Source organism: Mesorhizobium sp. M0243 (assembly GCF_040321775.1).
Classification (GTDB): domain Bacteria; phylum Pseudomonadota; class Alphaproteobacteria; order Rhizobiales; family Rhizobiaceae; genus Mesorhizobium.
On the sequence record NZ_JAMYSF010000012.1, the window covers coordinates 125,978 to 146,419 of the forward strand.

Annotated in this window: 19 protein-coding genes; 7 read left to right on the forward strand and 12 right to left on the reverse strand. The window is 62.2% G+C overall.

Going from position 1 to position 20,442, the window contains the following annotated elements; all coding sequences use genetic code 11:
- The first annotated feature begins 38 nt into the window (after positions 1–38).
- The 4 genes from NKJ11_RS17750 (at position 39) to NKJ11_RS17765 (ending at position 4,663) form a co-directional block, all read left to right on the forward strand.
- Positions 39–1,013, forward strand: coding sequence for a methyltetrahydrofolate cobalamin methyltransferase (locus NKJ11_RS17750; protein ID WP_128304384.1), 975 nt, complete (start codon positions 39–41; stop codon positions 1,011–1,013).
- Positions 964–3,114 (forward strand): ASKHA domain-containing protein, encoded by a 2,151-nt coding sequence (locus tag NKJ11_RS17755; protein WP_128304385.1) that lies wholly within the window; start codon positions 964–966, stop codon positions 3,112–3,114. Before NKJ11_RS17750 ends, NKJ11_RS17755 begins: the two co-directional genes overlap by 50 nt.
- A gap of 188 nt (positions 3,115–3,302) precedes the next feature.
- Entirely contained in the window at positions 3,303–3,482 is a 180-nt protein-coding gene (locus tag NKJ11_RS17760) for a hypothetical protein (RefSeq protein WP_348629751.1), read from the forward strand.
- A gap of 233 nt (positions 3,483–3,715) precedes the next feature.
- The gene (locus NKJ11_RS17765; RefSeq protein ID WP_128304386.1) at positions 3,716–4,663 is read left to right on the forward strand and encodes an alpha/beta hydrolase; all 948 of its coding nucleotides are present in this window, start codon (positions 3,716–3,718) and stop codon (positions 4,661–4,663) included.
- 27 nt (positions 4,664–4,690) lie between these two features.
- Here the strand turns inward: NKJ11_RS17765 and NKJ11_RS17770 are convergent, their stop codons facing one another.
- Positions 4,691–5,590, reverse strand: a complete 900-nt coding sequence (locus NKJ11_RS17770; protein WP_127291815.1) for a LysR substrate-binding domain-containing protein — start codon at positions 5,588–5,590, stop codon at positions 4,691–4,693.
- A 218-nt stretch (positions 5,591–5,808) separates the two neighbouring features.
- Here NKJ11_RS17770 and NKJ11_RS17775 point away from each other — a divergent pair, with 218 nt between their 5' ends.
- The 3 genes from NKJ11_RS17775 (at position 5,809) to NKJ11_RS17785 (ending at position 7,758) form a co-directional block, all read left to right on the forward strand.
- Positions 5,809–5,994, forward strand: coding sequence for a hypothetical protein (locus tag NKJ11_RS17775; protein ID WP_013531162.1), 186 nt, complete (start codon positions 5,809–5,811; stop codon positions 5,992–5,994).
- 345 nt (positions 5,995–6,339) lie between these two features.
- Entirely contained in the window at positions 6,340–6,474 is a 135-nt protein-coding gene (locus tag NKJ11_RS17780) for a hypothetical protein (protein WP_023812324.1), read from the forward strand.
- 345 nt (positions 6,475–6,819) lie between these two features.
- The gene (locus tag NKJ11_RS17785) at positions 6,820–7,758 is read left to right on the forward strand and encodes a GlxA family transcriptional regulator (RefSeq protein WP_348625597.1); all 939 of its coding nucleotides are present in this window, start codon (positions 6,820–6,822) and stop codon (positions 7,756–7,758) included.
- 76 nt (positions 7,759–7,834) lie between these two features.
- Here NKJ11_RS17785 and NKJ11_RS17790 read toward each other — a convergent pair whose 3' ends face one another.
- The 11 genes from NKJ11_RS17790 to NKJ11_RS17840 all read right to left on the reverse strand — a co-directional run bounded on the left by NKJ11_RS17790 (position 7,835) and on the right by NKJ11_RS17840 (position 20,372).
- The gene (locus NKJ11_RS17790; RefSeq protein WP_023812325.1) at positions 7,835–8,176 is read right to left on the reverse strand and encodes a peptidase inhibitor family I36 protein; all 342 of its coding nucleotides are present in this window, start codon (positions 8,174–8,176) and stop codon (positions 7,835–7,837) included.
- A gap of 166 nt (positions 8,177–8,342) precedes the next feature.
- Complete coding sequence (locus tag NKJ11_RS17795) at positions 8,343–9,191, reverse strand: DUF1194 domain-containing protein (RefSeq protein WP_352439861.1); 849 nt, start codon at positions 9,189–9,191, stop codon at positions 8,343–8,345.
- 84 nt (positions 9,192–9,275) lie between these two features.
- Positions 9,276–11,837, reverse strand: coding sequence for a GcvT family protein (locus tag NKJ11_RS17800; protein ID WP_352793857.1), 2,562 nt, complete (start codon positions 11,835–11,837; stop codon positions 9,276–9,278).
- A 158-nt stretch (positions 11,838–11,995) separates the two neighbouring features.
- Entirely contained in the window at positions 11,996–12,754 is a 759-nt protein-coding gene (locus tag NKJ11_RS17805) for an FkbM family methyltransferase (protein WP_352793859.1), read from the reverse strand.
- Positions 12,751–13,980, reverse strand: a complete 1,230-nt coding sequence (locus tag NKJ11_RS17810) for a hypothetical protein (RefSeq protein WP_352793861.1) — start codon at positions 13,978–13,980, stop codon at positions 12,751–12,753. Before NKJ11_RS17810 ends, NKJ11_RS17805 begins: the two co-directional genes overlap by 4 nt.
- Positions 13,981–14,004: 24 nt before the next feature.
- Positions 14,005–15,477 carry an aspartate aminotransferase family protein gene (locus NKJ11_RS17815; RefSeq protein ID WP_352793862.1) on the reverse strand — a complete coding sequence of 491 codons (1,473 nt, stop codon included), beginning with the start codon at positions 15,475–15,477 and terminating at the stop codon, positions 14,005–14,007.
- Positions 15,478–15,539: 62 nt separating this feature from the next.
- Positions 15,540–16,547, reverse strand: coding sequence for an NAD-dependent epimerase/dehydratase family protein (locus NKJ11_RS17820; RefSeq protein ID WP_352793863.1), 1,008 nt, complete (start codon positions 16,545–16,547; stop codon positions 15,540–15,542).
- Complete coding sequence (locus NKJ11_RS17825) at positions 16,544–16,993, reverse strand: EamA family transporter (RefSeq protein WP_352793864.1); 450 nt, start codon at positions 16,991–16,993, stop codon at positions 16,544–16,546. Before NKJ11_RS17825 ends, NKJ11_RS17820 begins: the two co-directional genes overlap by 4 nt.
- 124 nt (positions 16,994–17,117) lie before the next feature.
- Positions 17,118–18,470 (reverse strand): FAD-binding oxidoreductase, encoded by a 1,353-nt coding sequence (locus NKJ11_RS17830; RefSeq protein WP_352793866.1) that lies wholly within the window; start codon positions 18,468–18,470, stop codon positions 17,118–17,120.
- Between the two features lie 2 nt (positions 18,471–18,472).
- Positions 18,473–19,906 carry a UbiA family prenyltransferase gene (locus NKJ11_RS17835; protein ID WP_352793867.1) on the reverse strand — a complete coding sequence of 478 codons (1,434 nt, stop codon included), beginning with the start codon at positions 19,904–19,906 and terminating at the stop codon, positions 18,473–18,475.
- A 202-nt stretch (positions 19,907–20,108) separates the two neighbouring features.
- Positions 20,109–20,372: a hypothetical protein gene (locus NKJ11_RS17840; protein ID WP_023812335.1), complete on the reverse strand. Its 264-nt coding sequence runs from the start codon at positions 20,370–20,372 to the stop codon at positions 20,109–20,111.
- Positions 20,373–20,442 lie beyond the last annotated feature (70 nt).

The following is a 20,442-nucleotide window of genomic DNA, read 5'->3' on the forward strand; positions in this document are numbered from 1 at the left end:
GATATAAAGAAATCTTTATATCACGGCGGAGAGAATTCATGACCCGTACCATCGTCGCTTCGGCGACACGAGAAATCATCATCGGCTTCGACCAGCCGTTCTGCGTGATCGGTGAACGCATCAACCCGACCGGCCGCAAGAAGCTGGCCGCCGAGATGATCGCGGGCAATTTCGAGACCGTCATCAGGGACGCATTGGAGCAGGCAGCGTGCGGCGCCACCATGCTCGACGTCAACGCCGGTGTCACCTCGGTTAACCCGAACGAGACCGAACCCGGCCTCTTGGTGCAGACGCTGGAGATCGTGCAAGGGCTGGTCGACCTGCCGCTGTCGATCGACAGTTCCGTCACCGCAGCGATCGAAGCCGCACTCAAAGTTGCCAAGGGCCGTCCGCTGGTCAACTCCGTCACCGGCGAGGAAGAAAAGCTCGAAGCCATCCTGCCGCTGGTGAAGAAGTACAATGTGCCTGTCGTCGCCATCTCCAACGACGAGACCGGCATTTCGATGGACCCGGATGTCCGTTTCGCCGTCGCCAAGAAGATCGTGCAGCGTTGCGCCGATTTCGGCATTCCGGCGCATGACGTCGTCGTCGACCCGCTGGTCATGCCGATCGGCGCGCTCGGCGACGCCGGCCGCCAGGTGTTCGCGCTGCTGCGTCGCCTGCGCGAGGAGCTCAAGGTCAACACCACCTGCGGCCTGTCCAACATCTCCTTCGGCCTGCCGCATCGCCACGGCATCAACGCCGCTTTCATCCCGATGGTGATCGGCGCCGGCATGACATCAGCCATCATGAACCCGGTACGCCCGCAGGAAATGGAAGCCGTGCGCGGCGCCAATGTGCTGAACGGCACCGACGAGAACTGCACCAACTGGATCAGAACCTACAAGGATTACAAGCCGGCCGAAGGCGGCCAGGCGGTCGCCACCCCGACGCAGGTCAATGCGCCGGGCGACGGCGCCGGCAATGGCGGCCGCCGCCGTGGCGGCCGTGAAGCCCGGATGGGCCGAGGATAAGCGCGCAATCGTGAACTCACCTGCAAACATCACCGATCCGCTCGTGCTTTTCATGCCGTCCGGCAAGCGCGGGCGGTTTCCTGTCGGCACACCGGTGCTTGATGCCGCGCGCCAGCTTGGTGTCTATGTCGAAAGTGTGTGCGGCGGACGCGCCACCTGCGGGCGCTGCCAGATCGAAGTGCAGGAAGGCAATTTCGCCAAGCACAAGATCACCTCTTCCAACGACCACATCACGCCCAAGGGCGCCAAGGAAGAGCGCTATGAGCGCGTCCGCGGCCTGCCCGAACGGCGCCGCCTCTCCTGCTCGGCGCAAATCCTCGGCGACCTCGTCATCGACGTGCCGCAGGACACCGTGATCAACGCGCAGACCATCCGCAAGGATGCCGACACCAGGGTCATCGCCCGCGATTCGGCGATCCGCATGTGCTATGTCGAGATCGAAGAGCCCGACATGCACAAGCCGCTTGGCGACCTCGACCGCCTGAAGATCGCGCTGATGCACGACTGGGGCCTGAAAAGCCTCGATTTCGATTTTCATCTGCTGCCGCAGGTGCAAGGTATCCTGCGCAAGGGCAACTGGACCGCGACCGCCGCCATCTACAAGGATGCCGACTCAGAGACAGCGCGCGTCGTGGCGCTGTGGCCCGGCCTCAAGAACGAAGCCTATGGGCTGGCTTGCGACATCGGCTCGACCACCATCGCCATGCATCTGGTATCGCTGCTATCGGGCCGCGTCGCCGCCTCGTCGGGCACCTCGAACCCGCAGATCCGCTTCGGCGAGGACCTGATGAGCCGCGTCTCCTATGTGATGATGAATCCTGACGGGCGCGAAGGCATGACGGTCGCCGTGCGCGAGGCGATCTCGGGTCTCGTCGACAAGGTCTGTGCCGAAGGCAATGTCCAGCGCAACGACATCCTGGACAGCGTCTTCGTCGGCAATCCGATCATGCACCATCTGTTCCTCGGCATCGATCCGACCGAGCTTGGCGGCGCGCCCTTTGCGCTGGCCGTTTCGGGCGCCGTGCATATCAAGGCATCCGACATCGGCCTGAAGCTTAACCAGGGCGCCAGGCTCTATATGCTGCCTTGCATCGCCGGCCATGTCGGCGCGGACGCGGCGGCGGTGACGCTGTCGGAAGGCCCGCACCGCCAGGACGAAATGATGCTGATTGTCGACGTCGGCACCAATGCCGAGATCGTGCTCGGCAATCGCTCGCGCGTGGTTGCCGCCTCCTCGCCCACCGGCCCGGCCTTCGAGGGTGCTGAAATCTCCGGCGGCCAGCGCGCCGCACCGGGCGCGATCGAGCGCGTGCGCATCGACCCAGACACGCTGGAGCCGAAATACCGCGTCATCGGCTCGGAACTGTGGTCCGACGAACCGGGCTTCCTGGAAAGCGTCCAGGCAACCGGCGTCACCGGCATCTGCGGTTCCGGCATCATCGAAGTGGTGGCGGAGATGTATCTCGCCGGCATCATTTCCGAGGACGGCGTCATCGACGGCGGGCTTTCGGCCCGTTCGCCGCGCGTCACCGCCAACGGCCGCACCTTCTCCTATGTGCTGAAGGAAGGCTCCGCCGCATTGACGGAAGATGGGCCGAAGATCACCATCACCCAGACCGATGTGCGCGCCATTCAGCTTGCCAAGGCAGCGCTTTATGCCGGGACCAAGCTGTTGATGGAAAAGCAGAACACCGAGCATGTCGACCGCATCCATTTCGCCGGCGCCTTCGGCTCCTTCATCGATCCGAAATACGCCATGGTGCTCGGGCTGATCCCGGATTGCGACCTCGACAAGGTCTCGGCCGTCGGCAACGCCGCAGGTGCCGGCGCCCGCATGGCGCTGCTCAATCGCGGCTACCGCCGCGAGATCGAGGACACGGTCAGCAAGATCGAGAAGATCGAGACGGCGCTGGAACCGAAATTCCAGGAGCATTTCGTCTACGCCATGGCGCTGCCCAACAAGGTCGATCCGTTCCCAAAACTGTCGGCAGCGGTGAAACTGCCGCCGCGCAAGACGGTCAGCGAGGACGGTGTTGCCGGCGACGCTGCTCCGCGACGGCGTTCGCGCGAAGGCCACGCCGCCAGGCGTGGACGGGAATAAGCGGCCGCGCCCACCGCCTTTCCAAACTCATTTGCATGCAAATGTTTCCGGATCGCTTGATCCGGAAACCAAAACGCTGTTTTCGTGAAATTCGCCAGATACATGGCAGGCGCATTCAACCGGCATCGAATGGCAGGCTGGAGATATCTTTCAGCCGTCGCAACGCTCCAGAGGAGACAACGATGTCAATGCTCGAAAGCCTCGGCCGCTATGGCACGGCCATCAAGAATGCTCACGACCGCAGCAAGGCGCGGCGCTTGTTGAACAGTCTGCCGCCTGAGATTCAGAAGGACATCGGCTGGCCGGTGTCGCCGCGATCCAGCGAAAAGGCAGCACTCATCAACACCATCTGGAGCGCCGCGCGCTGATGACCTTCGCCGACAAATGCAAATTGCTCGGCATGCGCCGGGGATCACGCATGTCCCCGGCGACCACCAGCAACCGGCTGCGTGCCGCACTTTTGCCGCGCCGCTGAGCATCGCGGCGCGGATCACACCAGCGTGTAGATACGGCGCGAATCTTGACATTTTCGGCCACGGCACGATCTTCGAAGATAGTGGGGGTTCTCTTAGTCGGCTTTGGCCGAAGTTCGCGTATCCGCATGCCAAGTTTGAAAAGCCATGTCGTGTCTTTTGTCCTGCGGCACAGCCGCAAGCAGGCATTTGCCAGTCCGGAAAATCTGCAGCGCTGGATCGCGGCCGCGCGCAAGACCGAGAACCACCGGCCGCCCGCCTCGCTGCACCAGCGTCTCGACATCGAGATGCATACGGTCGATGGCTTCCCCGTCTACGAAATCGCACCCAGGACCGGCGAGCAGAAGCGGATTCTCTACTTGCACGGTGGTGCATATGTCTTTGAAATCACACCCTATCATTGGCACCTAATCGCCGAGATGGCGGATCGGCTGGGCTACGGGATCACGGTGCCGATCTATCCAATCGCTCCCGAACACGATTTCCATGCCATGTTCGGAATGGTTGGCGATGTCTACCGGCAGATGCTCGCCGAGACGGAAGCCGAAGACATCGTCTTCATGGGCGATTCCGCCGGCGGCAATATGGCTGTGGTGCTGACCATGATGGCCGCCGAAGAAGGACTGCCCCTGCCGTCGCGGCATGTGCTCATTTCGCCGGGTCTCGACGTGTCGCTCACCAATCCCGCAGTGTTCGAGGCGGAACGCAACGACCCTTGGCTGGGCATAGCTGGCGGACGAGAGGCAATTCGCCTGTACAGTGCCGGCATCGATCCCAGCGATTGGCACATCAGCCCGGTCTATGGAGATTTGTCCGTGCTGCCAAGAACGCTGCTTTTGACCGGCTCGCGCGATCTTTTGACTCCCGACAATCTGATCTTCGCCGAAAAAGCCCGCGCAGCCGGCGTTGAAATCGATCTTGTCTATGAGGAAGGCATGTTCCACGTCTGGCCGCTGATCGACATGCCGGAAGCCCGGCGCGCCCGCGAGCGCATCGTCGCCTTTCTCGGGGAGAGCCGGATCGTGCACGATACGAGAGTAAGGCATGAACAGCGCCCCGCCGAAGCGGCGGAGTAGCTCTATACTATCGTCCTTGCCAGCCGGTCAGAACTTGCCGGTTTCCCGGAAGACTTCGAAAGTCGCGCGGATGTGGTCGGCAACGGCCTTGACCGGGGCACTGGCATCCGGCGCCACCACCATTGCCAGATTGTAGGTCCCGATGTCGGGCATGCCGTCCTTCGGGCAGAGTTCGACCATGTCGTTGCCGAGGAACGACTTCGGCAATGGCGCCACGGCGAGATCGGACATGATCGCGGCGCGCTGGCCGGCCGTGTGCGCGCTCATATAGGCGATGCGGTAGTTGCGGCCCTCGCGGCCAAGCGCGTCGAGCGCCCCGGCACGCCAGGCGCAGCCCTCTTCCCACAGCGATACCGGCAAGGGCTCGCGCAGATGCGCACAGCCGCCCTTGGCGCCGGCCCAGACGATCGGCTCGGTCAGCAGCACCTCGGCGCCGAGCGCGCTGGTCTTGTAGGAATTGGTCAACAGCGTGATGTCGAGCGCCCGGTCGTCCATGCGCCGGCGCAGATTGCTGCTCTGGTCTATGGTGACGTCGACGGCGATCGACGGATGCGACTGCGCGAAACGCTTCAGCACATGCGGCAGCACGCGCTCACCGTAATCGTCCGGCGAGCCAAGCCGCACCACACCGACAATGTCGGGAATGATGAACTTCGACACCACCTCGCGATTAATGGACAGCAGCCGGCGGGCATAGCCGAGCAGCATCTCGCCGTCCGTGGTCAGCGACACCGAGCGAGCGTCGCGCGCGAACACGGAGCGGCCGAGAATGTCCTCGAGCTTCTTGATCTGCATGGAAACGGCCGACGGCGTGCGGAACACGGCATTGGCGGCGGTGGTGAAGCTGCCGGTCTCGGCAATCGCCACGAACGTGCGCAAAACATCGAGATCGAGCAGTGGCAGCGGATGATTGAGCGGGGCGTTCATGGCAACCGACCTTCAATTTTTCTGATACAAAACATCATTCCATTTCGTTTGATTGAACATCAGATTGGGAGGATAGTCAACTCCATCGAAGCAGTAGCTGCCACGAGCAGCCATGAAACGACCTCGACACAGACCTGCATTCGACACGAAATGAAGTTGAAACAAACCCGCAGTAGCCAACTCGCTGTCTGGCACTAGCCAACCCAAAGGAGAAAGAGATGTCTATCCTGTCGTCCCTTGGTCGCATCGCGACCGAATTCAGCGCGGCACGCGCCCGCTACCAGACCGAGCGCGCTATCCGCTCCCTGCCGATCGAACTGCAGAAGGATATCGGCTGGCCTGAAGCTTCCGACACCAAGACCGGTACTCGCAATGGCATCGGATCCTGGGCTGGAGCAAAGTAGATCGTGTGTACCATGTGCTGAAGGCCTGCCGCGCAGCCCGCCCGGCAGGCCTTCTCTGTTTTATTTGTATTCAACAGAGCTTTGGAGCCATGTCGCCGGCGCATGACGCATGACGCATATGAGAAAGCCGCATAGCAGCTCCTGTTTCCAATTAATGCCTTGTAAATAATCGTAAATTTTGGGCACCTTGCTCAAATCTGTCGCAATCGATGTCGCATTTCATATCAAGCGCTTCGCTTTTGCGATTTAGTTTCTGCTTACACAAGCCTATATCAGCGCCAGCAAACGAGCTGCCCCACTCCATCAAGCGAAGGCGACCCGTCTAAGCAACAAATGGAGATGATTATGAAGCTTTTTGCACGCCTCTTTGCCCGCCGCGAAATGAACCTGACCACCGCTCTCGAGCGTCAGCGTCTTGCCAACACCATGCCCGGCCAGACCGGCGCCATGAATGCGGCGCGCCTCGGCTTCATCGCCTGAAGATTTCTAGAGGCAGCGCATCCCTGCCGCTGCTTTAAAATTGCAACACCGCCTGGCTCCAGCCAGAGCGGCGTTTTGTTCTGTGCGCAGGCCGTACGTTGCCCGTCCCTTGAACAGTTCGTGCCACTTCCAGGGCTCGCTGCACGCCGATTGCCCATTTGCGACCCATGTCGCAAATTTAATCTTGTCGTAGCGGCGTAGCCGATTGACAGACATGGTTTTTCCTGATGTCGCTATGCTATTCGCGACATCCTGTTCGCGCCATGGCTGTGTGAGGTTCCCTTGAACGCGGTAAAGCATCCGATCAAGCGATCGTTTGTATTCTTCCTTATTCCCGATTTCACCATGATCGCTTTTGCGACCGCGCTCGACCCGCTGCGCTCGGCCAATCGCATGCTCGGCTACGAGGCCTATCGCTGGCGCCTCGCCAGCATCGACGGCAAGCCGGTGCGCGCCTCGAACGGGGTCGAATGCGCGGTCAACACCTCGCTCGAGGATGAGCGCAAGAAGATGGCCGGCCCCGACCGGCCGAACATGGCCATCGTCTGCAGCGGCATCAATGTCGAGCGTTATCAGAACAAGTCCGCCTTCGCCTGGCTGCGCGAGGAATACAATCGCGGCGTCGCCGTCGGCGGCCTGTGCACCGGCGCGCATATCCTCGCCGCCGCCGGCCTGTTGTCCAACAAGCGCTGCGCCATCCACTGGGAGAACCTGCCGGGCTTTTCCGAGGCGTTTCCGAAGGCCAATGTCTTTGCCGACCTCTTCGAGATCGACCAGAATATCTACACCTGCGCCGGCGGCACTGCCGCGCTCGACATGATGCTGAAGCTGATCGGCGACGACTTTGACGAGAACCTCGTCAACCGCGTCTGCGAGCAAGTGCTGACCGACCGCGTACGCAGCCCCACCGACCGCCAGCGCCTGCCACTACGCGCCCGCCTCGGCGTCCAGAACTCGAAGGTGCTGACCATCATCGAACTGATGGAGGGCAATCTGTCGGAGCCGCTGTCACTGATCGAGATCGCCGACCATGTCGATCTGTCGCGCCGCCAGATCGAGCGGCTGTTCCGCACCGAGATGGGCCGCTCCCCTGCCCGCTACTATCTGGAAATCCGGCTCGACCGCGCCAGGCATCTCTTGATCCAGTCGTCGATGCCGGTAGTCGAGGTGGCGGTCGCCTGCGGCTTCGTCTCGGCATCGCATTTCTCCAAATGCTACCGAGAACTCTACGCCCGCTCGCCGCAGCAGGAGCGCGTAGACCGCAAGCAGCTGCTGGCGGCCTGATCCGATACGCCCACGGACAAACAGGCTAGTGTCATGATATCGTCAGGCAGCGGCGCCCCGCTGCCTGGAACCAACCTCAGTAATCGTCGCAGGTGCATTCCGCCGAGGAGATACGGTCGTTCCAGTCACTGCCGCCCAAATTGCGGATCCTGCGCGTGATCTCGATCGAGCGGCCGCCCATCCTAGAATCCTCATAGGCCACGAGCGTGCAGCCGCGGCGAACGATCACCGACGACACACGGTCATTCCAGAACTGGCCGCCACGAAAATTTACGGAATCCTCGGCACCCATGCCGATGGACCGCCCGCGAAAATTCCCGTTCTCGAACATGATACAGGCAGCCTGGTTGTATTGGGCGCTGGCGACGTCGGCATACAGCACGGACGCGACTGCGGTCAGGATGGCAAGACGTCTCATCGGTTTTTCCTCGGTTCGGCAGCGCTCCTGGCTGGGTCACGCGGCCTGCCCAGTTTGCCACTGCTTCGGTCGCGGAGGCAAGCCTGGAGCGTAAGCCCGAACAGGTAGGCAGCGGGGCAAGAGCGGGAGCCGGTTCGGCAAAGATCACGCTCAATGGGGAAGAGCTTTAGCGGCTGTCGAACATCCAGCTGCGGTTTCGCCACATTTTCTCGCCGACCAGACAGTCGGTGGTGGATCTCTCCTGTGCCAATATCACCGGCGGATGCGCGGCTTCTTCCGCCGCCCATTGCGGCGAGGCCGGGCCGGCGAGTTCCAACACCAGCTTGCGGCGAATGGCTTCGGGAAACTGCGTCCAGTCATTGACCGGGATCATGAAGGCTCCGGGACCACCAATGACGCAGTCGCTGTAGTAGCGATCGAGATTGCTGACGTCGTAGGCGCCGGTGAAGCCGCCTCGCGTCATCAGCGGCAGGCCGTTGATGACGATGCCTTGCTTGATCAGCTCGTCGCGGGTCAGGTTGACCGGCGCGCCCTGATTGTTGGGGCCGTCGCCCGAAATGTCGATGACCCGCTTCGTGCCTCGGTAGCCGCTTTCGGCGAACAGGTCGTTGCCGAACTCCAGCGCTCCGGAGATCGAGGTGCGCCGCGCGCTGTTGGGCGGCTGCGCCGACAACTGCGCAACCACGCGCTCGGCGTCGGTGCGGCTGGCGATCACCGTCCACGGCACGATGACGCGCTGCCAGGTGGTACCGGCCCATTCGACATAGGTGACGGCGATCTTGCCATGGGCGCCGTCGGCAATGGCCTGCAGCACATTGTCGTGCGTCAGCGCGGCTGCGTAGCCATGACGCTGGATCTCGAGCTCGTCCGGTGACATCGACAGCGAGACATCGACGGCCAGCACCAGCTCGACATCGACGGGCTCGTCAGCAAGGGACGCCGGCGCCAACCAAAACGTCAGCGCGAACGCGGCACAGCCCGAAAGCAAATGTCTAGCACAGGCAAAAGCAGACATTCCGCAAGGGTAAGCGAAAGCAGCCCGTTTAAAAAGGGAAAAGCCCGACCAAGGCCGGGCTTTGCGTTCTCAAATTCTGCTGCTTCAACTGCGCGGCTTCAAATTCTCCGGATCATAAAGCGGCTTGTAACCGACAGCGGCGACTTCAACCGGATAGGTCTCGCCGAAATACTCGATAATGAGCTTGCGGCCTTCCTGGGCGTAGGCCCATGGCAGATAGGCGAGGCCGATGTTCTTGCCGATGGTCGGGCCATAGGCCATCGACGTGGTGAACGACCGGCGGCCGAGTTCGTCGACCAGCGTCTCGCCGGTCTTCGGGTCCATCACCGGCATCGTGCCGACAGGATAGCGGGCAACGCCTTTGGAATCGACATTACTGGTCATCACCAGCGTGCACAGCATGGCCGGTTGGCGCTCGCGGGCGCGGTATTCGACATGCTTGGCCTTGCCGCAAAAGTCGTTCTCCTTGACCTTCGGACGCGCAAGATCGGCTTCGAGCAGATTGTACTCGGTCAAAAGGTCGGCGTTCTGCAGGCGCAGGCTCTTTTCCATGCGGCGGGTGTTGGCATAGGTCTCGACGCCGAAGGGCATCACGCCGGTCGAGCGCAGCGCGTCCCAGACAGCGAGACCGTCCTCGTAGCGCATATGCAGTTCCCAGCCCTGCTCGCCTACATAGGAGATGCGGAAAGCGGTGACATCCTTGCCGCCGATCCGGACCGGCTTGATCGCCGCGAATGGGAAGTTCTCAACAGAGAGCCCGTCCGGACTTTCGACCACCTTCTGCAAGGTCGCCCGGGCATTCGGCCCCCAGATGCCGATGGTGACATACTTCTCGGTCACGTCGGTGATGGTGACATCGAAACCTTTGTCCTGTGCCGTGCGGCGCATGTACTGGAAGTCGCGCGGACCGGCGTCGGCGCCATCGATCAAACGGCAGCGGTCGGCCATGCGGATGACGGTAAAGTCGGCGCGCACCATGCCTTCCTCGTCGAGGAAGTGGGTGTAGATACCCTTGCCGATGTTGTTGTCGCCGCCGATCTTGGCCGCGCAGAGCCATTCCAGCAGCGCGACATGGTCGGGACCCTCGATGTCGTACATGGCAAAATGCGACAGGTTGACGATGCCGCAATCCTCGCTCATGGCGAGGTGTTCGGCATTGGAGACGCGCCAGAAATGGCGGTTGTCCCACTCGTTCTCACGCACCGGCACCCGGTTGCCGTATTTCTCCAGCAGATGCTCGTTGGCGGCGTAGCCATGGGCGCGCTCCCAGCCGCCAAGCTCCATGAAATAGCCGCCGAGTTCCTTCTCGCGTTCCCAGAACGGCGAGCGCCTGATGTTGCGGGCCTTGGAGAACGGCTCGCGCGGATGCACTGCCGGATTGTAGACCTTCATCGCCGTCTCGGTGCAGCGATCCCAGATGAACTGCTCCTTTGTCTGGTGCGGATAGAAGCGCGCATAGTCGACGGCGTGGTGATCGATCGCGGTTCGGCCGTCGGTCATCCAATCGGCGATCAGCTTGCCCATGCCGGGGCCGTCCTTGACCCAGATGGCGACGGCATACCAAAGGCCCCGCACCTTCTGGCTTTCGCCCATCGACGGGCCGCCATCCGCGGTCACCTGCAAGAGACCGTTGAAGGAATGGCTTTCGTTATAGCCGAGTTCGCCGAGAATCGGCGTCAGCTCCATGGCGCGTTCGAGCGGCGCCAGGATCTGTTCCATGTCGAGATCGCGCTGCGAGGGTGAAAGCCGCGCCTGGTCCTTCTCCAGCAGGTCGCGCGGATGGCAAAGGCGCGGGTTGGTCTCTTCGTAATAACCCCATTCGACCTGCCCGCCCTCGGCGGTCCTGGGATCGCCTGTGTCACGCATATAGGCCGAGTTGCCCTGGTCGCGCAGCAGCGGCCAGCCGATCTCCTTGCCGGTGCCGGCGAACTCGTTGTACGGGCCGAAGAAGGTCAGCGGATGGTCGATCGGCATCACCGGCAGGTCTTCGCCGACCATTTCGGCAATTAGCCGGCCCCAGATGCCGGCGCAGACGATGACGTAATCGGCCTCGATGGTGCCGCGATCGGTCACCACGCCTGATATGCGCCCGTCCTTGACGACAAGCGATCGGGCCGGCGTGTTGGCGAAGGATTTCAGCTTGCCCGACGCTTCCGCCTGATCGACCAGCTTGCCGGCGACGGTCTGCGAGCGCGGAATGACGAGACCGGCGTCCGGGTCCCACAGGCCGCCCTGCACCATCGCCTCCTCGATAAGCGGAAATTTTTCCTTGATCTCGGCCGGTTCGATCAGCCGGGCGCGCGTGCCAAACGCCTTGGCCGACGCGATCTTGCGCTTGATTTCTTCCATGCGGCTGTCGTCGCCGACACGTGCGACCTCAAGCCCGCCGATGCGCGCATAATGGCCCATCTTCTCGTAGAAATCGATGGAGTAGAGTGTCGTCCAGCACGACAGGAAATCGTGGCTGGTCGTGTAGCAGAAGTCGGAGGCGTGCGCGGTCGAGCCGATATCGGTCGGGATGCCTGACTTGTCGATGCCGACAATATCATCCCAGCCGCGTTCGATCAGGTGGTGGGCGATCGATGCTCCGACAATACCGCCCATGCCGACGATGACGACCTTCGCCTTTTTCGGAAACTCTGCCATTGCCCGCGACTCCAAAGTGATAAAGCGGGCGGACTATAGGGCGGAGCGATGGGCCTGATGAAGCCTGTTTGCGACATTAGCAAAAAGCCGAGCGACCATCGGGTGAAATGGTTCACGTCGGGCGCCTTGGGCGGTTCGTTTTCCGAGATGGAGCTAACTCACGCAAACGCCCAGACATCCTCGGCCTGGAACCCGACCTGGTAGCCCGCCGTCTTGAGCTTGACTACGACTTGGCCGATCTCCGCCGCCGGCAGCGCGCCGACCTCGACCTTGATCATGCCGGGGCGGTAGCGCTTGAGGTCGAGCTGTTCGAAGACGATCCAGTCGGCGCCCTCGCAATCGACCAGGAAGGCGTCGATATGGCTAATGCCGTTGCGGTCGAGCAATGTCTGCAGCGTTTCCGACGGCACCTCGATATCCCTGAGATGCGGTGCGAACTTGTTGAAGTTGGCGTCGGCCTCGCCCCAGGCATTCTTGCCCGACATCAAATTGGTGTCGGTGACCGACGAGCAGCCGATGAATTCGATGGGCAGCGTGCCGGCCTCGAGCGCGGCGGCATCGAAGGTATGGACGGTGATCGTGCCCTTGGCCTTCGTCACCGCCACCGGCTCGATGACGAAACGGTCCGTGTCGGGGTAGTTGGCGCGCAGCCGTTTCTGGTTGTACGGGATCGGCTCGACCAGCATCGCGCGTGCGCCGGCAATCCGGTGCAGCCACGGCGTCACATCGTCGAACAGCGCGCCGTCGCAGGCGCCGACATTGACCATCTGGAACGGCCGCCCCGCCCCACCAAACCGCGCCTTCAGCGCTGCCTTGGCCAGGAATTTCGTGCCGCGCAGCGACGGCCCGCGATCGAGAACACCACTGGGAAGACCGAGCGACAGGGCAACGCGCGCCAGGCTGGATAGCGAACTCATGACTTGTCTCCGGGAATTTGCAAGGCGGCGGGATGCTTGCCGCGAGCCGCGGCTGCCCACCACGCCATGAACGGCGTCGACAGCAGCAGGAAGGGCGGGATCAAATGCGGGAAATAGATGCGCGTGTCGTGGATCGGGAAGACGGTGAACTTCGCCAGCGCACCGAGCACCAGTGCCGCAAACAGGATGCCCGCGCGGCGATCGAGGCGGAAGCCGGCGCGGGCGACCGCAAACCAGCCGGCCAGTGCCAGCACCGACACGCCGACCCAGCTGTTCAGGCTGACGGCGCGCAACAGCGAGGTGGCAAACGCCCTGAGATAGGCGACCACCGAGAATGGCGGCTCGAACCCGTCCATATTGTAGTGCTGCTCGATGCTGGAGAACCACAGATGCGGCCACCAGCCGGGATGATGCGCCCAGTGCGAGATGGCGAAGTAGGCAACGAAGGACGCGGCAAAACCGGCCAGCGCACCCCGTGCCTTCTGCCGGAACGCAACCAGCAGCACAGCGAAAATCGCAAGGAAAACAATATTGTCCGGCCGCACCATGAAGGCGAGGAAGAGCAGGATCGCCGTTGCCATCTCGCGACCGCGGACATAGGCGTAGAGCCCGCCGAGCAACAGCGCCGAACACAACAAATCCGGCGTCGAGGCGCGCGCCGCATCGCCGAAATCAGCCATGATCAGCACCGCGCCGACCAAAGGCGCCAAGGCCAGCGCCCCCTCGGAGCGCAGCCACATCAGGGCGATAGCGCCAAACAGCAGTACGGAGAACACCTGTAACAGGCGCATCGCCTCGACCGGCGACATCACTGCGCTCAGCGTCGACAGGATCTCGGCGTAGAGGAACTTGATCCGGTACATGCCGAGCAGAGAATGGAAATCGGCGGCATTCTCCGCCATATGGCTGCGGAAGCCGCCGCCATCATCTGTCAGCGCCTTGTAGTCACCAGCTGAAACGCCTGATTTGACGGTGTTGTAGGCATAGTCGTGCAGGGCCTGGGCATCGGGATAGGTGCCTTCCTCTGATATGGCGAGATAGGTCAGCATGTCCCAGTTGGCGTCGGGCATCACCCACGCCGTGAACGCCGTAAAAAGAATGTAGAGCGCGAAAGCCGCCGCGCCGATCGGTGCTGCCAGCCGCGCATAAGTCCCCTCGCCCCACGCCAGACCGGCCTCGGTGAGCCGGTCAAGCAGGTTGTTCGGTGCGGGCGACCTGGTCAGCATTGTCGAACTCAGCGAGCTTCGTTTCTAACGAACCTGGCTTTTGACGAAATCCTTGACGATCGACACGATGCCGCGCGACAGCAGGCTGTCGAAGGCGTCGACGAAGCGGTCGACATGCTCGCGCTGGCAGATCAGCGGCGGCTCGAGCCGGATGACGTTGCGGTTGTATTCGGTGAAGGCGACCAGCACATCGTAGTCGCGCAACAGCAGCGCCCCGACGAAGCCCGACAGCGAGCCCTTCAGCTTGTCGTCGAGCACGCTGACGATCGGCCGCAACACCATCGGCAAGGTCTGCGAGAAGTCGTGGAACTCCAGGCCGATCATAAAACCCCTGCCGCGCACCTCCTTGATGATCTTCGGGTACTTTTCCCTGAGCGTCTGCAGGCGCTGCAGCAAATAGTCGCCGGTGATGGCGGCATTGTCGATCAGCCCTTCATCATAGAGTACATTGAGCCCCTCGATCGAGGTGACGCAGGCCTCGCCCATGCCGCCGAAGGTCGCCATGGCATGGATCATCGCCGTTTTCGGCGTGCCATAGGCCTTCATGTAGACCTCGCGCCGCGCGATCATCGCGCCGACCGCCGCCTTGCCGGCGCCAAGCGATTTGGCCAGCGCCGTCACATCGGGAATGACGCCGTAATGCTCGAAGGCATAGAAGCGGCCTGACCGGCCATAGCCGCACTGCACTTCGTCGGCGACCCACAACACGCCATACTGGTCGCACAGCGCCCTTAGCTTCTGCCAATATTCAGCAGGCGCCTGGATGATGCCGCCGCCGCCCTGGATGGTTTCCAGCACGATGACGCCGACCTCCGGGTCGGAACGGAACAGGCGCTCGACCGCCTCGATGTCGGCAAACGGGATGCGGACCGTGTTTTCGGCCACCTTGAAGTCGGCGCGGTAGAGCTGGCCGTCGGTGATGCCCAGCACGCCCTTGGTCTTGCCGTGGAAGGAATTCTCGGCATAGACGATCTTCGGTCGCTTCGGACCGGCGGCGCGCTCGGCGAGCTTAACCGCCGCTTCCATCGCCTCCGAGCCGGACGAACCCAGAAACACCATGTCGAGATCGCCGGGCGAGCATTTGGCGATGTTGTGCGCAAGTGCCGCCGCATATTGCGACATGAAGGCGATGGCGATTTCCTGGCGCTTCTCCTCCTGGAATTTCTTGCGTGCTTCCAGGATGCGCGGATGATTGTGGCCAAAGGCCAGCGAACCGAAGCCGCCGAAGAAGTCGAGGATCTTGCGGCCGTTCTGGTCGATGTAGAACATGCCTTCGGCACGCTCGATCTTGATCTTGTGGAAGCCGAGCAGCTTCATGAAGTGCAGCTGGCCGGGGTTGAGATGCGCCTTGAACAGGTCGGTCATGCGGGCGACATCCATCGCCTTGGCCTGCTCGACGCTGATCAGATCGGGCTTGGCGATGGTGGCGGGCGACAGCGACGGCGCGCTGACCACGGTGCGGACGTTCGTCTGTTCTGGCTTGGCCATGACGGTCATTTCAATCTCCTGTCTGCACGCACGACCAGGGTCGAGCGCAACGAAAGCTGTTTTGCGAGCCGCTATTCGGCGGGCACATGTTTGGTGGCGACTGCGTGACCGGCTTTCTTGGCGCGGTACTCGCTGTAGGCGGCGATCAGCATGTCCTCGTCGCGATATTGCGGCACCCAGTTGAGCTGACGCCCGGCCTTGGACACGTCGAGCACGCAGTCCTCGTCGGCGATCAGATACTGTTCCGGGTCCATGATCGGCATGTTCAAGAGGTCGAGCAGGTCGAGCGTGCGCTTGACCGCCCAGCCCGGTGTCGGGATCAGGATCGATTTCGAGCCGGCATGCCGGATCAAATCGCCGAGCAATTTCTTGACCGGCGGCGGGTTGAGCGAACCCAGATTATAGGCCTCATTAGGCACACCGGCCTTCCAGGCCGCGCGCGCGGCCTCGGCGCAGTCGAACACCGAGATGAACTGATAGGGGTTCCTGCCCGAACCGATCATCGGCACGGGAAGGTTCCAGTCGATCAGCTTGAACAGCTTTTCCAGGATGCCGAGCCGGCCTGGGCCGATGATCAGGCGCGGGCGAAACAGCGAGATCGACATGCCGCGCTTGCGCCATTCGGCCGCCAACTCCTCTGTCTTCTGCTTCGACCAGCCATATTCGCCCAGCGGCGCCACCGGGTGCTCCTCGGTCATCGGCTGCGTGACCGTGTGGCCGTAGATCATGTCGGTCGTGTAGTGGACGAGTTTTGACGCACCGGCTCCGTCCATGGCCTGCATGATGTGCTCGGTGCCATGGAAATTCACAGGGAAGAAGAAGTCGTGCCGCTTGGCGCGCACCTGGATCGGCGACAGCATCTTTGCCGACAGATTGTAGACCATGTCGTCGGCCGTGAGCCCGACCGCAGCGACCGACGCCGGATCGGTGACGTCGCACTGGATAAAGCGGACGGTGCGGTAATGCGGCAGGTCGCTCTTGACGATGTCGGCGACGACAACCTCTTCACCATCGGCCACAAGCTTCGGGGCAAGATGGCGGCCGACGAAACCGTCACCGCCGAAAATCACATGTCTCATCGAATGATCTCGTTTGCTTGGATCTTGTCGGGCGTGATGGAAGCGGTCTGGTCCTCATGCTCTCGACCACCCAAATCTCGGCCACTTTGCGCGATCAGCACCGTGCCGACGCAGATGAAGGCGATGCCGGCGATGCGCCAGCCATTGAGGTCCTCGCGGAAGACGAAATAAGCAAAGATGGCGACGGCAACGTATGCGAGGCTGAGGAACGGATAAGCAAAGGAGAGCTCGACCTTCGACAGCACATAGAGATGCGAGGCCATCGAGATGACGAAGGTGCAGAGGCCCAGGAACACCCACGGGCTGAAGACGATCTGCAACAGCTTGACGAACGGATTGACGCCCTCGAACGAGATCGGCCCGAGCGACATCATGCCTTGCTTCAGCATCAGCTGTGCGGCGGCATTGGTCATGACCGTAAAGAGAATGAAGACGATGTATTTCATGTGTTCCAAGCCACCCCTTCACACTTCCTATTACAAACCCGCAAACATTTGGTGAAGTCCCAACGATATTTTGAGTGAATCTCGTTATTAATCATGAATTAACCAGGGATTATTCCAATTTTATCTATTCGGCGGCCTCGACCGAGCCTCGTCGCGCATCCAATCTATTCGCAGTGCGCGCCCAGAAGTCAGACATGAAGGCGTGGTCGCGGAGCGCTTCCAGCCGCTGCCATTCGGGAAAGGACGAAGCGAAGATTTCGGCCCCCATGCGAGCGTCCTTGTACGGATTGACCGCGCCGCCGGCCTCGACCGTGATGCGGTCGAGCTCCCGCAGCAGCGCCAGCGTCGCAGCCCCCCTGTTGGGGAAATCCAGCGTCAGCGTGTAGCCGGGACGCGGGAACGACAGCAACGCCGGCGAACGGATGGAGCCGAAGCGTTTCAATACGGTGAGGAACGAGCCCTGCCCGGCTTGCCTTGCAGCCGCAAGCAATGCCGGCACGGCCCTGCGCGCCGCCGCTTCCGGCACCACGCTCTGGTGTTGGAAAAGCCCTTTCGGTCCATAAAGCCGGTTCCAGTCGCGCACGCCGTCGAGCGGGAAGAAGAAGCCCTGGTAGCCGGTCTGGCTCGGCGCCGTCGAGCGCCCTTTCTTCCACCTGTAGGCGGCGTTGAAGGCGGTCAGGAACGGCCGGTTGAGCACATTGAACGGCGGCTGGACCGGCACCGAGAAATTGCCGCCGGCGCGCGAGGCGGCATGCGAGCCGTGCTCGGCGTGATTGCCTGTAAACAGCAACCCGCGACCGCTGTTGCGGCCGCCGGCAAGTTGGTCGATCCAGGCGACCGCATATTCGTTGGCCTGATCGGCAGTCTCGGCCAGGTCGAAGAATTCGCAGAGATCGCGAAACGGCGTCGCCTTTTCGACGATGTCGAGCGAATGCACCCGCATCAGCCGGATCGAGGCCGACAGGATGAGACCGGTCAACCCCATGCCGCCGATCGTCGCCGCAAACAGCCGCGCATTGTCTATTGCCGAGCAGCGGTGGGTCTTGCCGTCGGACCTGAGCAGCGTGAAGCTCTCGACATGGCAGCCGAAGGTGCCGCGCCGGTGATGGTTCTTGCCATGCACGTCATTGGCGATGGCGCCGCCGAGCGTGACGAATTGCGTGCCTGGCACAACCGCCGGAAAGAAGCCGTAAGGGGCGGCGTGGGCGATGATGTCGGACAACAGCACGCCGGCATCCGCCTCGAGAACACCGGTTTCGGCGTTGAAGGCGTGGATGCGGTTCAGCGATCGCATATCGACGACCGCTCCGGCCTCGTTCTGGCAGGAATCGCCGTAGGAGCGGCCATTGCCATAGGCAAGCAGCGACGCCGGCTTGGCCCGACCGCCCTTCAGCAGCGCGATCGCCTCATCGGCCCCGATGGCGCGCGGCGCCGGCGGTGTGGCAAGGCCAAAGCTTGGGAAACGTCCGGCGGCCATGCCTACCAGCCCCCGATGACCAGCATCACCGCACCGATCAGCACCACGATCTGGCTGCGCCAGTCGCGGATGATGAACACGACCGGATCGTCATGCATCTCGTTGCGGCGCGCCAGGATCCAGACGCGCATGGTGAGATAAAGCACGATCGGCGCCAGCGGCCAGATCAGCCATGGATGCGGATAGAGCTCCCGCACCGCGACACTGTCCATGTAGAGCGCCAGCACCAGCGCCGAGGAGAAGGCCGAGGCCATGCCGGCCTGGGCGACGATCTCCTGGTCTTCGGTGCGATAGCCGCGGCCGGCAATGCGCTCGCCGGGCGGAATGGCTGTGGTGCGCAGTTCGACGAAGCGCTTCACCAGCGCCAGCGACAGGAAGAAGAAGATCGAGAAGGCGAGCAGCCAGAACGAGACATCGACGCCGGTCGCCGCCGCACCGGCCAGGACACGGATCGTGTAGAGGCCGGCGAGCGTCAGTACGTCGACCAGCAGCATGCGCTTGAACGACATTGAATAGGCCGTGGTGACGACCATGTAGCCGCCAAGCACAGCCAGAAATTCGTGCGACAAGAACAGCCCGGTGCCGATGCCGATCGCCAAAAGCACCGCGATCGCGCCAAGGCCGAACGGGATCGACAGCGCACCGCTGGCGAACGGCCTGTTGCGCTTGGTGAGGTGTTTGCGGTCGAGCGCGAGGTCGAAGAAATCGTTGAGGATATAGATGGCCGATGCCACCGCACTGAACGAGACGAATGCCAGCAGGCATTCCCAGATCATGTCGGTGTTGAAATATTCATGCGAGAGCACCATCGGCACTGCGATCAGCGAATTCTTCAGCCACTGATGGACACGCAGCATCTTGACGATGGTCCGCAAAGTCGGCTTTGGCGCCGGCATCGTCTCGGCGCCATGTGCCGCCTGCCAGCGCGCGGCATGGCGGTCGGGCGCGACGACGATCGCGTTGCGCGCTGCATCGAAGACCTGGAGATCGTGACGGCTGTTGCCGGCATAGTCGAAACCGCCATCGCCATAGGCTGCGATCAGCGAAGCGCGCTTCCTGCCCGAGGTGAGATTGGCGAGACCATCGGTGGCCAGCACCTGGTCGAAAATGCCGAGATGGACCGCGATGGCATCGGCGAACTTGCGCGGCGTGCCGGTCGCCAGCACGATCTTGCGGCCTTCGGCATGCTCGGTCCGGAGGCGGCAAAGCAGCACCTCGCGATAGGGCAGCGATGCCGGATCGATGTCGATGCGCTGCGCGATTGCCTGCTTCAGCCGCACCGGTCCGCCGGCGGCCCAGAAAGGCACGAGGAAGATATAGAGCGGGTTCTTCTTGAGAAGGATGAACAGCCCTTCCCACAACAGGTCGGTCGCGATCAGCGTGCCGTCGAGATCGACCGCAAGCGGTATTGCGTTCCTGTCCGACCGCGCATCCATGTCCTACCCTGCCCGCGTAGAGTTGCGCGCCGCTTTTCGGCGTCTTGAGGCTGGTATAGCGGGCGATGACGTAGCGAACGTTAAAACGCACGGTTGCAGACGGCTGCCATGGGGGTATTTCCGGCGTCATTGTTAAACAACCGCTACCGGAAACGATAAAAGGCCGGGCAAATTCCCGGCCTCCGCAATCGTGACGCCAGGATTACTTGATGCGGGCGACACCGCCCGAAATCTCGACGGTTTCCGAACCGGTCAGGGCTTCGAGGTCGCCATTGGGCAAGGTGACGAAGCAGCCATTCGGGCAGAACTCAACCGTTTCGCCACCGGCCAACGCAAGGTCGGTCTTGCTGCCGCCCTCGGTGACGACCAGCGTTCGGGTCTCGGCGTCCTTGTTGACCGCGCTCGCGGCATGGACCGAGCCGATAGCGGCGACCAGGGCGACGGCAGCGACGAGAGACTTCCACATGGTGCAATATCGGTGTTCCCACCGCCTCTGTTGCATTTCGCAAGGCATTTTCGCCTTTGCATGGAGCTTA

Excerpts from the sequence above, each read along its gene's own strand:
- NKJ11_RS17750 (WP_128304384.1), top strand. The coding sequence starts at position 39 with ATGACCCGTACCATCGTCGCTTCGGCGACACGAGAAATCATCATCGGC.
- NKJ11_RS17755 (WP_128304385.1), top strand. The coding sequence starts at position 964 with ATGGCGGCCGCCGCCGTGGCGGCCGTGAAGCCCGGATGGGCCGAGGAT.
- NKJ11_RS17760 (WP_348629751.1), top strand. The coding sequence starts at position 3,303 with ATGCTCGAAAGCCTCGGCCGCTATGGCACGGCCATCAAGAATGCTCAC.
- NKJ11_RS17765 (WP_128304386.1), top strand. The coding sequence starts at position 3,716 with ATGCCAAGTTTGAAAAGCCATGTCGTGTCTTTTGTCCTGCGGCACAGC.
- NKJ11_RS17770 (WP_127291815.1), bottom strand. The coding sequence starts at position 5,590 with ATGAACGCCCCGCTCAATCATCCGCTGCCACTGCTCGATCTCGATGTT.
- NKJ11_RS17775 (WP_013531162.1), top strand. The coding sequence starts at position 5,809 with ATGTCTATCCTGTCGTCCCTTGGTCGCATCGCGACCGAATTCAGCGCG.
- NKJ11_RS17780 (WP_023812324.1), top strand. The coding sequence starts at position 6,340 with ATGAAGCTTTTTGCACGCCTCTTTGCCCGCCGCGAAATGAACCTGACC.
- NKJ11_RS17785 (WP_348625597.1), top strand. The coding sequence starts at position 6,820 with ATGATCGCTTTTGCGACCGCGCTCGACCCGCTGCGCTCGGCCAATCGC.
- NKJ11_RS17790 (WP_023812325.1), bottom strand. The coding sequence starts at position 8,176 with ATGAGACGTCTTGCCATCCTGACCGCAGTCGCGTCCGTGCTGTATGCC.
- NKJ11_RS17795 (WP_352439861.1), bottom strand. The coding sequence starts at position 9,191 with ATGTCTGCTTTTGCCTGTGCTAGACATTTGCTTTCGGGCTGTGCCGCG.
- NKJ11_RS17800 (WP_352793857.1), bottom strand. The coding sequence starts at position 11,837 with ATGGCAGAGTTTCCGAAAAAGGCGAAGGTCGTCATCGTCGGCATGGGC.
- NKJ11_RS17805 (WP_352793859.1), bottom strand. The coding sequence starts at position 12,754 with ATGAGTTCGCTATCCAGCCTGGCGCGCGTTGCCCTGTCGCTCGGTCTT.
- NKJ11_RS17810 (WP_352793861.1), bottom strand. The coding sequence starts at position 13,980 with ATGCTGACCAGGTCGCCCGCACCGAACAACCTGCTTGACCGGCTCACC.
- NKJ11_RS17815 (WP_352793862.1), bottom strand. The coding sequence starts at position 15,477 with ATGACCGTCATGGCCAAGCCAGAACAGACGAACGTCCGCACCGTGGTC.
- NKJ11_RS17820 (WP_352793863.1), bottom strand. The coding sequence starts at position 16,547 with ATGAGACATGTGATTTTCGGCGGTGACGGTTTCGTCGGCCGCCATCTT.
- NKJ11_RS17825 (WP_352793864.1), bottom strand. The coding sequence starts at position 16,993 with ATGAAATACATCGTCTTCATTCTCTTTACGGTCATGACCAATGCCGCC.
- NKJ11_RS17830 (WP_352793866.1), bottom strand. The coding sequence starts at position 18,470 with ATGGCCGCCGGACGTTTCCCAAGCTTTGGCCTTGCCACACCGCCGGCG.
- NKJ11_RS17835 (WP_352793867.1), bottom strand. The coding sequence starts at position 19,906 with ATGGATGCGCGGTCGGACAGGAACGCAATACCGCTTGCGGTCGATCTC.
- NKJ11_RS17840 (WP_023812335.1), bottom strand. The coding sequence starts at position 20,372 with ATGTGGAAGTCTCTCGTCGCTGCCGTCGCCCTGGTCGCCGCTATCGGC.